Annotated in this window: 8 protein-coding genes and 2 tRNA genes; 7 read left to right on the top strand and 3 right to left on the bottom strand. The window is 68.9% G+C overall.

The genetic code is table 11. The annotated features are described in order from the left end of the window. Positions 1–513, bottom strand: a 513-nt coding sequence (locus VNE60_06930) for a pyridoxal-phosphate dependent enzyme (GenBank protein HVB31245.1), incomplete at its 3' end; no start/stop codon positions are given. Between the two features lie 230 nt (positions 514–743). Between VNE60_06930 and VNE60_06925 the strand changes: the two genes are divergently transcribed. Next, a tRNA-Ala gene (locus VNE60_06925) sits at positions 744–816 on the top strand. A 146-nt stretch (positions 817–962) separates the two neighbouring features. Here the strand turns inward: VNE60_06925 and VNE60_06920 are convergent. Further along, on the bottom strand, positions 963–2,213 hold the full coding sequence (locus tag VNE60_06920; protein HVB31244.1) for a hypothetical protein: 1,251 nt from the start codon (positions 2,211–2,213) through the stop codon (positions 963–965). 169 nt (positions 2,214–2,382) lie between these two features. Between VNE60_06920 and VNE60_06915 the strand changes: the two genes are divergently transcribed. Continuing rightward, positions 2,383–2,455: transfer RNA gene (locus tag VNE60_06915), tRNA-Gln, on the top strand. Between the two features lie 217 nt (positions 2,456–2,672). On the opposite strand, the gene VNE60_06910 is transcribed toward VNE60_06915, so the two are convergent. Further along, on the bottom strand, positions 2,673–3,128 hold the full coding sequence (locus VNE60_06910; GenBank protein HVB31243.1) for a hypothetical protein: 456 nt from the start codon (positions 3,126–3,128) through the stop codon (positions 2,673–2,675). 390 nt (positions 3,129–3,518) lie between these two features. Here VNE60_06910 and VNE60_06905 point away from each other — a divergent pair, with 390 nt between their 5' ends. From VNE60_06905 to VNE60_06885, 5 genes are all read left to right on the top strand, one after another. Beyond that, entirely contained in the window at positions 3,519–5,336 is a 1,818-nt protein-coding gene (locus VNE60_06905; GenBank protein HVB31242.1) for a 2-oxoacid:acceptor oxidoreductase subunit alpha, read from the top strand. Then, the gene (locus tag VNE60_06900; protein ID HVB31241.1) at positions 5,333–6,289 is read left to right on the top strand and encodes a thiamine pyrophosphate-dependent enzyme; all 957 of its coding nucleotides are present in this window, start codon (positions 5,333–5,335) and stop codon (positions 6,287–6,289) included. The genes VNE60_06905 and VNE60_06900 overlap by 4 nt, the downstream gene beginning before the upstream one ends. Continuing rightward, complete coding sequence (locus VNE60_06895) at positions 6,279–7,283, top strand: hypothetical protein (protein HVB31240.1); 1,005 nt, start codon at positions 6,279–6,281, stop codon at positions 7,281–7,283. Before VNE60_06900 ends, VNE60_06895 begins: the two co-directional genes overlap by 11 nt. 4 nt (positions 7,284–7,287) lie before the next feature. Continuing rightward, entirely contained in the window at positions 7,288–8,142 is an 855-nt protein-coding gene (locus tag VNE60_06890) for a (Fe-S)-binding protein (GenBank protein ID HVB31239.1), read from the top strand. Continuing rightward, positions 8,139–11,629 (top strand): 2-oxoacid:acceptor oxidoreductase family protein (locus VNE60_06885; protein ID HVB31238.1); only part of this gene is annotated, 3,491 nt, incomplete at its 3' end. The genes VNE60_06890 and VNE60_06885, both read left to right, overlap by 4 nt.

The raw sequence follows: 11,629 nt of genomic DNA, 5'->3' as shown, positions 1-11,629 counted from the left end.
ATCGGGCAGGTCCTGCAGGATCTCCAGCGCCACCGTGCCCTGTCCCGCCAGCAGCATGTCGCCCAGGCAGGGATTGATGAACGCCATGCCGTGCGCCTCGCCGAACTGCTTGGCCACGTCCATGGCCGCGTCGTAGTCGGGGGCGGTGTCGTCGAGCGTGGCGCCGAGTGCGCGGATGCCGGATTTCTTCACGTCGGGCGCCGAGCTCGGAACGAAGATCGTGGCCGACATGCCAAGGGATTTCGCGGCGTAGGCCACGCCGAGGCCGTGATTGCCGGCCGACGAGGTCACCACGCCGCGGGCCTGGACGTCGTCCGGGAGCGTGGCCAGCGCGTTGAGCGCGCCGCGCAGCTTGAACGAGCCGGTGACCTGCTCGTTCTCGAGCTTGAGATAGACGTCGCCGCCGGCGATGCGCGACAGCGGCTCACTCTTGAACAGCCGTGTGTGGCGCACGTGGCCGGCGATGCGTTCGGCGGCCCGTCTCACCTCGTCGGGGCGGAGATCCTGGAACATGGGCGCATGCTATTGGCGGCCGGACCGGTGAGCAAGGGCCGGCGGCGCGGTGGGCGAAGTTTCGATGCCGCAATCTGTTGCCCGAATGGTGGGGTACGCGTCTCCTTGACTGTAGAGGGTGGCGCGACTATGATTCATCAAGTCGAGCGGCCCCGCACGCGGGGCCGTTTGAGTAGAACCAACCCGGGTGCGAACGGGCAGCTGCTTCTTTCCGGCAACTCGGGCCTTTTGGGGCTGTAGCTCAGCTGGGAGAGCGCTGCAATCGCACTGCAGAGGTCAGGGGTTCGATCCCCCTCAGCTCCATTCGCGAGGCAACTCGCAGACAACATATTGCCCGCCGCCGTTCGGTAGGACGGAGAGTTCCAATGTCGGCGCGCGTGGCACACTGCAATGGAAACGCCGCGGATTTCGATCCGCGGCGTTCGTGTTTTCAGGAATAGCGGGAAGCGTCAGTTGGCCGGCAGCACCGTGGCGTAATCACGTCGCATGGCGTCGAACAGGCGCCCGAAGTACGCGAACTCCTCGTCCTCCACCTTGCCGCCCAGTTCGGTGACCACGCGCGAGATGAGCGCGCCGATGAACCGCATGATGGCGCTCTCGTGCACCTCGGAATGCGAGCGGCGGGTGAGGATGGTCTGCGCGCCGGCGCTGTCGCGCACGCTCAGCGCGTACATCACGCCCGGATCCTGGAACGGACGGCGGAGCGGGGAGCGCAGCAGTCGCTCGGCGGCCATCGGGAGCCGCCAGTCGGGTTCCTGGCGAAAGTGCAGCGTCCACGACCGCTCGTGCTGGCTGCGCGCGATGATGAGATCCGAGGTGAAGTGGTTCACGCCCACCGTGAACCACTTGATCTTGGTGGAGAACGACCCGGAGAGCACGAGCGAGTCGGGCATCGGGCGGCTGGGGCCGGCGATGGGCAGGAAGTGATGGCCGAGCACGCGGGCCTGGACCATCACCGGTGGACCGTCGGCGCGGGCGCGGAAGAACACCGCACCCGAGTGGTCGGCGATGGACAGGTCGTAGTGCGTGCTGTTCACGTACTTCTGCAGGTAGTCGGCGAACGCCGGATACCGCAGGCGCAGCCGGTCGGGGTGCAGGGTGAAGAACAGCGTCACCAGCGTGGACCCGTCGGGGAGCGGCGTGGTGTGCAGCGTGTCCATGGAGAAGATCTCCGACAGCACGGCCGTGGTGCGCGGGAACGCCGAGTTGTAGTCGGCGCGCATGCGGGCATCGGTCTGGCCGCCGGCGGAGGTGAGCAGGGCGACGATGCCGTCGGCCACGTCCTTGGCGGAGATCGTGCCGAGCGCGATGGCCACGTCGGTGTCCCAGACGTAGTCGCCGTTGGCCAGCCGGCGCAGCTCGATGGTGTGGCGGGCGTCGCCCAGGCGTGAGGGGGCGGGCACGTTGGCGGCGGCTTCCTGTTCCGTGATGCCGGCCGGCGTGACGAACTCGCCGATCTCCACCAGGCGCGTGGTGGCGTTTGGGGCGGAGGTCCAGACCGCAGAGTCGTCGAAGGCGCGGGAGGGGACGAGGGCGGCGCTGGAGAGGCGCACGCGGGCGTAGTCGTACTTGGGGCCGTGGTGGACGTGCGCGTAGCGTTCGTACAGCGCGGTGACCGCCTGCTCAACGCGGTCGCGCCCGCCGGGCGCCGTTCCGGCAAAGGGAATGGCCGCATTCCGGCATCCGCCCAGGAGCAACACGCCAGCGAGGGTGCCAACGGCCGCCGCGTGCGTGGAGCGCGTGCGGCGGCTGTAACGTGTAAGTCTCGGCGTGATCAGGACTAAGCTCGTGGGTTCTGGGCGGCGCTCAGGGTTGCCTTTGGATCAACCGAAAACTAACTTTGCAAGCCTTGCCGCGCACAGCGGACGATGCCCCTTGGTGTAACTGGCAACACGCCTGACTCTGGATCAGGAGAGTCCTGGTTCGATCCCAGGAGGGGCAATGCAAAGCGAGTCAACCGGTATGGTTGGCTCGCTTTGTTGTGTTTGTGGGCCGCTCCCCGAGATTGGTCCGTGAACATCTTGCCGTGATCCCCGGTTCGCGCCGCACGTTGACCAGGTCGTGGCACCTAGCGGAGTCGAGAGCTTCAGACACTGCTCGCAGAGCCCAGGGCAACCCGTTTGCACGCGGCACGTCGTTATGGCATTTGACGTGCTTCCTCATTCCTTGCTCACGCCAAACGTCCCGCTATCGGCAACCGCACACGACTTCGTTCTGAAACTGCCGCTCATGGCAGGCACGCCAGTCCGCGTACCCGTCAGCGCAAACGCACAGCCACCTGAATCAGTGAGCGTCAACTCGACGCCCACGGACGCGCTCCACGCGCTGCCCGATACCGTCCCGCTGTCGTCGTTCGCTGGGTTGGGAAAGGACGTCGACCACGTTCCGCGAAGATCCACCTCATAGCCCTTTCCGGGCGGAAGCAGTGACAACAACTGTTGCGTGAGCGTGAGCCTGAGGGCGCCGGTGCCGGACGCGGTCGCGAACAGACCGCCGGTCCAGCTGCCGGCGAGATTGGCCGGTGGGACGCTCGCGGCGGTGGGCGCTGACTTGGCGCAGCCAATGACGCCCAATGCGAACGCAAGTCTGGCGAATTGCCGAAGCATCACTGCCACGTGAGCACCGAACCGACGATTGCTGGACGCTGACTGAAACATCTGCCCTGCCTCCGTTAATGATGCGCGGTGATCGCGCTCGCACCGGCGCGCTGCGGCGCCGAGCGCGCACTATCCCTGATACCAGTGGAAATCCGTCAGGGATTCCCGGGCAATATTGGGCCCTTGGCCCTACAGACATTCCGCGTCGGCAAAGGAGAATTGCGCCCGTGAGGTTTGTCGCGCCACGTCGCACCCGGTGGCCTGTGCCGCCCATGCGACTGTGTTGCATCCTAACAGAATAGCCAGCTTGAGGTTGCGCGGTCGTCCATGCTCACTGAAACCGAAGCGAGACCATCCGGCGCGGGGCCGCGGAAACTGGTCCGCGTTCCCGAACACACCGTCGAGATCGTGTCCGACTCCGGTGAGGGTGCGCAGAAATGCGGCCAGATCTTCGGCGCGGTCTCCGCCAAGATGGGCAACGGCGTCTGGACGGTGGAGATCATCCCGGCCGAGATCCAGCCCCCCGCCCGCGTGCCCGAAGGCGCCAGCGGATACCGCATCCGCGTGGGCTCCACGCCGGTCACCAACTGGGGCGACGCCACCAGGCTCGCCGTGGCCTTCAACGAACAGGTATTGCTGGCCCGCCACCGCGTGGACGCGCTGGCTCCCGACGCGGTGCTGCTGGTGGAGAACAAATGGGCCACCGACGAGGACCCCGACATCCGCGCCGCGTGGGAGCGCGCGATGACCGAACTCTCGGGGCGCAACTACCGGATCGTCCCCGTCCCCATGGAAGAGCAGTGCCTGACCGTGGTGGACAATCCGCGCAAGGGCAAGAACATGTTCGCGCTCGGGATGCTGGCCTGCATCTACGCCCGCGACATGGATCGCGTGCGTGAACAGATCGCCTACACCTTCCGCAAGAAGAGCGAAGAGGTGTACCGCTCGAACGTCGCGCTGGTGGAGCTGGGATACGCGTGGGCCGAACAGCATCTGGATCTGCGGATCGAGATCCTGCCCGCCGTCACGACCGACTCGTTGGTGGTGATGAACGGCAACGAAGCGCTGGGACTGGGCGCCATCGCCTCGGGCATGGAGCTGTGCGCCATGTACCCGATCACGCCGGCCACGTCGGTGTCGCACTACCTGAGCGAGGTGTTCGAGCGGTTCGGCGGCATCGTCCACCAGGCGGAGGACGAGATCGCGGCGGTGGGCGTGGCCATCGGCGCCTCGTACGCCGGCAAGGTGGCGTTCACGATCACGTCGGGCCCCGGGCTGGCGCTCAAGACGGAGTTCCTGGGCCTGGCCGCCATGATCGAGATGCCGCTGGTGTTGGTGGAGGTGCAGCGCGGCGGTCCGAGCACGGGGCTGCCCACCAAGGTGGAGCAGTCGGATCTGCTGGCGGCGCTGTTCGGCCAGACGGGCGACGCGCCGCACGTGATCATCGCGCCGGCCACGATCGAGGAGTGCTTCCACGTGATGATCACGGCGCGGCGCATTGCCGAGACCTTCCGCGCCGTGGTGATGGTGCTCTCCGATGCCAATCTCGCCACGGGCGTCACGCCGTTCACGCGCCCCAAGCCCGATGAACGCTGGATGGCCGAGCCGATCGATCTGGCGCCGGTGCCCGAGGGGCAGAAGGCGTATCAGTGGGATCCGCGCACCGGCCTCTCGACGCGGATCATCCCCGGGCAGCCCGGCGGCATGCACACGGTGACGGGCCTGTCGCACGACGAGGGGAGCAAGGTGGCGTACAGCTCCGGGGTGCATCAGAGATCGTCGGCCATGCGCAGCCGCAAGCTGGCCGTGCTGCAGTCGCTGCTCCAGCCGCCGCCGGTATACGGCGACGCCAAGGGCGATCTGCTGATCGTGGGGTGGGGCAGCACCAAGGGCGCGATCGAGGAAGCGGTGGACCGGGCGCGGGCCGAAGGGCTCCGCGTGTCGTCCACGCATCTGCGGTTCCTGTCGCCGCTCGAGCCGGGCCTCAAGGACATCTTCCGGCAGTTCCGCAAGGTGATGACGGTGGAGATCAACTACAGCGACGAACCCGGCGATCCATTCATCACCGAGGAGAACCGCCGCCGCGGCCAGCTGAGCATGCTGCTGCGCAACGCGACGCTGGTGGACGTGGATTGCTGGACGCGCGTGCCGGGTGAGCCGCTGCGTCCGGGCGCGATCGTGGAGGCCATCCGCGGCCAGCTGGCGAGTGGAGGACGTGAGTCATGACGCTGACCGGCGGCCATCTTCCGGTGCTCGAGTTGCACGCGGACGATTACGAATACGAGATGAGCGATTACGAAGGGGCGCGCGCCCGCTGGTGTCCGGGCTGCGGCGACCACTCGATCCTCGCCGCGGTGCAGCGTCTGCTGGCGGCCGAGCAACTGGTGCCGGAGAACACGGTGTTCGTGTCGGGCATCGGCTGCTCCAGCCGCTTTCCGCACTATCTCAAGACGTACGGCTTCCACGGCATTCACGGCCGCGCGCTGCCCATCGCCACCGGCATCCGGCTCACCCGCCCGGATCTGACGGTGTTCGTGGTGATGGGCGACGGCGACTGCACGTCGATCGGCGCCGGCCACTGGGTGCACGCGCTGCGCTACAACCTCGACCTGACGGTCATGATGCTGGACAACGGCATCTACGGCCTCACCAAGCAGCAGACGTCGCCCACCACGCCGCAGGGCTTTCCCAGCAACACCCAGCCGCGCGGCAGTTGGCTGCCGGCGCTCAACCCGCTCTCGGTGGCGCTGGGCGTGACCAACGCCTCGTTCGTGGCCCAGACGGCGGAGTGGGTGCCCTCGCACCTGTACGCCACGCTGCGCGCGGCGCGGCAGCACCGCGGGCTCAGCTTCGTGCGCATCCTGCAGCGCTGCCCCATCTATTCCAGCGCCATCTTCCTGCGGGCGGTGCAGGATCCGGCCAACATCGCCATGCTCGTGCACGACGACGGCGTGGTGGTGCCCGAACTCGGCAAGCTCTACAAGAACCAGATCGCGCACGACCCGCACGACCTGGACGCGGCGCGGCGCATGGCCGGCGCCACCGACCGCCTGCACCTGGGCGTGTTCTTCCGGGACGACTCCAAGCCCCGTTACGAGGAGACGCGGCGCGTGCCGCCGCGGACGGCCGCCGAGCGCGTAGCACTCATCGAAGCGGAGTTGGACCGATATGCCGTCTGATCCCCGTACCGCGCAGGCGCTGCTGGCGCTGGCCCAGCCGATCGCCGAATTCCGCACGCTGGTGGAGGGCGCGCTGGCCCAGGCCGAGGCATTCCTTGCCGCACAGGGCGCGAGCGGCGAGGACGAGGCGGCGCGCGCTCGCGCGGAACTGGGCGCGTTCGGCAGTTCGCGCATGGATGCGGCGGCGTTCGCATCGCTCTTCCCCAAGGCCCGCCGGGTGGACGCGGCGGGCCTCGATGCGATGCGCCGCGCGGTGGAGGTGCTCCGGGCGGTGAGCGCGCGCGGCAACGATCTGTTCGTGGTGAACGTGCCGCCGGGCGCCCGACTGGGCGCCACGGTGAACGGCGCGCTCAGCGCGGCCGGCCGGGCGTTCGGCGCGGCGATGCTGGCGGACCTGGTGCGCGGCGGCCGGTATCAGCCCGCGCAGCACGACCGGCTGCTGGACGACGTGGAGTTCCTGGACTGGACCAAGACGGAACGCCGCGTGGCGCCGCCGCTCGTGGTGGAAGTGGACGGAGTGGATGTGCACGCGGGCGCGCTCACCGACTTCGCCGACGGGCGCGAGAAGCTGGTGCTCGTGGTGCGCGGACCGTGCGCGCCGGCGCCGCTGGCGCGATGCCTCACCGCCGGCACGCTGGTGCTGCAGACCACCGACGGCACCGGCCTCGATCGCGTGGCCTCGTTCGACGGCCCGGCGATCGCGGCCGTGCTGCCCCAGGGCGCGGCGGTCTTTATGCACGATCCGCTGGGCGGCCGGGAGCCGTGGCAGCGGATCACGGTGCATCACCTGCCCGACGCGCCCAAGCGCGCGATCGGCGGGCTGAGCGCGTTCCAGATGGGGCAGGACCTGAGCCTGCTGGCCGACCTCGCGCGCACGCCGTTCGCTGTGCCCGCGGCGGGCGGCGCCGGCACGCCGGCGGTGGGGGCATCGGACGCCGTGGACCGGATCGCGTCGTGGCTGATCACGCAATCGGGCCTCAGCGGCCAGGCGTGATCTCGTGAACGCCCTGTCGGTAACCCTCCACGCGATCTTGATCCTCGGTGGGGTCGGGTTGGTGTTCGGCGTGTTCATTGCCATCGCCAACAAGCAGCTCTGGGTCTACGAAGATCCGCGCATCGAGATCGTGACGCAGATGCTGCCCAACGCCAACTGCGGCGCCTGCGGACATCCGGGCTGCCGCGCGTTCGCCGAAGGCGCGGTGGCCGGACAGATCGCGCCCTCGGAGTGCACGGTGGCCAGCGACACGGTGCACGCGGCGATCGCCGCCTTCCTGGGCGTGGACGCGGGCTCGGCGTCGCGGCGCGTGGCCCGCGTGCTCTGCGCGGGCGGCACTGACGTGGCGCTTTCTCAAGCGGAGTATCGCGGGCTCGGGACATGTTCGGCGGCGGCGGCGGTGGCCGGCGGCGGCAAGGGATGCGCGTGGGGATGCCTGGGCCTGGCCGACTGCGAGCGGTCGTGCACGTTCGACGCCATCCGGATGACCGAGACGGGGCTGCCGGTGGTGGACGTGGCCAAGTGCACGGCGTGCGGCGACTGCGTGGAGGCGTGCCCCAAGGGGCTGTTCACGATCCTCCCGCTGGACGCGCACCTGCTGGTGCAGTGCCGCAATCTCATCGGCGGCGACGACGCACTGGAGCAGTGCCGCGTGGCGTGCACCGCCTGCGGCAAGTGCGTGCAGGACGCGGCGCCGGGATTGATCAGCATCGCGAGTGGAGTGGCCGTGGTGGACTATGAGCGTATCACACTCGCCGAGGAGCGCGCAGTAGAGCGGTGCCCGACGGGTGCGATCGTGTGGCTTTCCGGCGCGCAGTTTGCCCGCGTGCCGGCGACTGTCGGGAGCGAGAGCGCATGAAACTGTGGACCAAGGACAAGCCCGCATCCGGCGCGCCGTCGGCGCCGCCGTTTCCCGGAGTGGCGCGTGCCGTGGACGGCAGCGGCGCCGTGGTGGCCATGGAGACCGCGGGCGGCGAGGCCGCCGGCGCGTATCCCATCACGCCCTCCACGCAGATGGGCGAGGGATGGGCGGCGGCGGTGGCCGAGGGCCGTGAGAACGTGAACGGCCGCCGGCTGCTCTTTTTCGAACCCGAGGGCGAGCACGCGGCCGCGGCGGTCACGGCGGGGATGTCGATGTCCGGGCTCCGCGCCACCAACTTCTCGAGCGGGCAGGGCATCGCGTACATGCACGAGTCGTTGTACGCGGCCGTGGGCAAGCGGCTGACGTACGTGCTCAACGTGGCGGCGCGAGCGATGACCAAGCACGCGCTCAACGTGCACGCGGGCCACGACGACTACCATGCCGTGGACGACACGGGGTTCTTCCAGATCTTTGCCAAGGACGTGCAGGAGGCGGCCGATCTGAATCTCATCGCGCACCGGATCGCCGAGCTGTCGCTGAACCCCGGCATCTGCGCGCAGGACGGATTCCTGACCAGCCACGTGATCGAGAGCGTGCGGCTGCCCGAGCCGGCGCTGGTCAAGCAGTACCTGGGCGATCCCTCCGACCGCATCGAATCGCCCACGCCGGCGCAGCGCCTGGTGTTTGGCGACACGCGGCGCCGGATCCCCGAGATGTTCGACCTGGACTACCCGGCGATGCTCGGCGTGGTGCAGAACCAGGAGAGCTACGCGCAGGGCGTGGCCGCGCAGCGGCCGTTCTACTTCGACCACGTGGCGGCGCTGGCCGACCGCGCGTTCGACGAATACGCGCAGCTCACGGGCCGCCGGTACGCGCGGTCCACCGGGTACCGCCTGGACGACGCCGAGTGGGTGATCGTGGGCCAGGGCTCGGTGGTGCCGAACGCGATGGCGGTGGCGGACCATCTGCGCGACGCCCGGGGCCTGAAGGTGGGCGTGTTGAACCTGACGATGTTCCGCCCCTTCCCGGCGGATCTCGTGGCCACGCTGCTCGCCGGCAAGCGGGGCGTGGTGGTGCTCGAACGCACCGACCAGCCGCTGGCCGTGGATGCGCCGATGCTGCGCGAGATCCGCGCCGCCATGGCCAAAGCCGTGGAGAACGGGCGGGCTCTGGGCGGCCCCGTGCCGCACGCCGGAATCCCGGCGCTGCGCGGCGAACAGGTGCCCGACTTCTTCTCGGGCTGCTTTGGTCTCGGCAGCCGCGACCTCCAGCCCGGCGATCTGGTAGCGGCGGTGGACAACATGCTGCCCGGCGGCACGCATCGCCGGCAGTTCTACCTCGGCGTGGAATTCGTGCGCGAAGGCACGCGCATTCCCAAGCTGCAGATCTGGCAGGAGAAGCTGCTCGAGAGCTATCCGCACCTCAAGGAGCTGTCGCTCGCGCGGGCCGAAGCGCCCAATCTGCTGCCAAAAGGTTCGACGGCGGTGCGCATCCACTCCGTGGGTGGGTGGGGCGCGATCACGATGGGCAAGAACCTGGCGATGACGGCGTTCGAGCTGTTCGGACTGCAGATCAAGGCCAACCCCAAGTACGGCTCGGAGAAGAAGGGGCAGCCGACCACGTTCTACGCGGTGCTCGCGCACGATCCCATCCTGCTGAATTGCGAACTGAAGCACGTGGACGTGGTGCTGTCGCCCGACCCGAACGTGTTCCGCCACAGCGACCCGCTGGACGGGCTCGCCGACGGCGGCGTGTTCGTGATCCAGAGCGAACTCGCGCCCGACGCGTTCTGGCGCTCCCTGCCGTCGCGCGTGCGGTCGGCCATCCGCGACCGCCATATCCAGCTGTTTGTGCTCGACGCGTTCGCGATCGCGCGCGAAGAGGCCTCCGACGTGGAGATGCGCTACCGCATGCAGGGCGCGGCGTTCCTCGGCGCGTTCTTCCGGACGTCGTCGCTGATCACGAGCGAGCAGTCCACCGAGAAGAAGGTCTTCGAGGGGGTGCGCAAGCAGTTCCAGAAAAAGTTCGGCAGTCGGGGCGAGACCGTGGTGGAGGACAACCTGCGCGTGATCCGCCGCGGGTTCGACCAGGTGCTGGCCGTGAAGCCGATCGTGGTCGAGGAGCACGACGAGCCTGGCACCGTGCCGCACATCCCGTCGCTGCTCGACGTGCCGGAGGCCGAGGACGGCATCGGCAATCCGGGACGGTTCTGGGAGCAGGTGTGCACGCTCTGCGGCCTGGGGCAGGACGGCATCGCGGATCCGTTCGCGGCGATCAGCGCCATGCCGGCCGCCACCGGCGCCGTGCGCGACATGAGCGGCGTGCGGCTGGAAGTGCCGCGGTTCATCGCCGAGAAGTGCACGGGGTGCGGCCAGTGCTGGACGCAGTGTCCCGACTCGGCCATCCCAGGGCTGGTGAACAGCGTGGAAGATCTGCTGACCGCCGCGATCGATGTGTCCACCAACGGCGTCACGTTCGACCGACTGCGTCCCGTGACCAAGCACTGGGCGCGCGAGACGCAGCGCCTGTTCACCAAGGATCCGTCGCTCGCCGTGCCGGCGGCATTCGCCGCGGGATACACGGCGGTGGCCGACAAGATGGGATGGGACGCCGAGCGGCGCGCCGAGACCGATCGGGAATTCGCCGTGGTGCAGGAGCGGCTGGCCGCGTTCCCGCTGGCGCGCACCAAGCCGTTCTTCGACGCCGTGGAAGGGCGGGAGAAGGGCGGCGGCGGGTTGCTGTCGATCACCGTGAACCCCGAAACGTGCAAGGGGTGCAACCTCTGCGTGGCGGTGTGCCCCGACGGCGCGCTGGAAACCATCCGCCAGGATGAGGCCGCGCTCGTGGAATTGCGCCGCAACTGGGCGCTGTGGGAGCAGCTGCCCGACACCGCCGACCGGTTCGTGAACGTCTCGGACGTGGACGAGGGGATCGGCGTGCTGTCGTCGCTGCTGCTCAAGAAGGACAGCTACCGGTCGATGGTGGGCGGCGATGGGGCGTGCATGGGGTGCGGCGAGAAGACCGCGGTGCACCTGATCGTGTCGTCCATCCACGCGTCCATGCAGCCGCGGGTGGCCAAGCACGTGGCCAAGCTCGACGGTCTGATCGCGGGGCTCGACGCGCAGGCGCGCGAGCTGCTCGCGTCGGGCGCCGATCTCGGCGCGGCCGTGAAGGCCAAGGGCGCGGTGACGGTGCCGGTGGACGCCGCCAAGCAGGAGCGGCTCAAGCGGATCACCGACACCCTGGACGACCTGCGCGATCTGCGCTGGCGGTACGTGGAAGGGCCCGGCGGCAACGGCCGCGCCTCGATGGGCATGGCCAACAGCACCGGCTGCTCGTCGGTGTGGGCGAGCACGTGGCCGTACAATCCGTATCCGTTCCCCTGGGTCAACCACCTGTTCCAGGATTCGCCGTCGATCGCGATCGGCCTGTTCGAGGCCCAGATGCGCAAGATGGCCGACAACGTGGCCGCGGTGCGGCGCGC

This window comes from Gemmatimonadaceae bacterium, assembly GCA_035533755.1.
Taxonomy (GTDB): domain Bacteria; phylum Gemmatimonadota; class Gemmatimonadetes; order Gemmatimonadales; family Gemmatimonadaceae; genus JAGWRI01.
This window is presented reverse-complemented; position numbering and strand designations above follow the sequence as displayed.

Bases quoted from the DNA above. Each gene is read 5' to 3' on its own strand.
- VNE60_06900 (HVB31241.1), top strand. From the start codon at position 5,333: ATGACGCTGACCGGCGGCCATCTTCCGGTGCTCGAGTTGCACGCGGAC.
- VNE60_06895 (HVB31240.1), top strand. From the start codon at position 6,279: ATGCCGTCTGATCCCCGTACCGCGCAGGCGCTGCTGGCGCTGGCCCAG.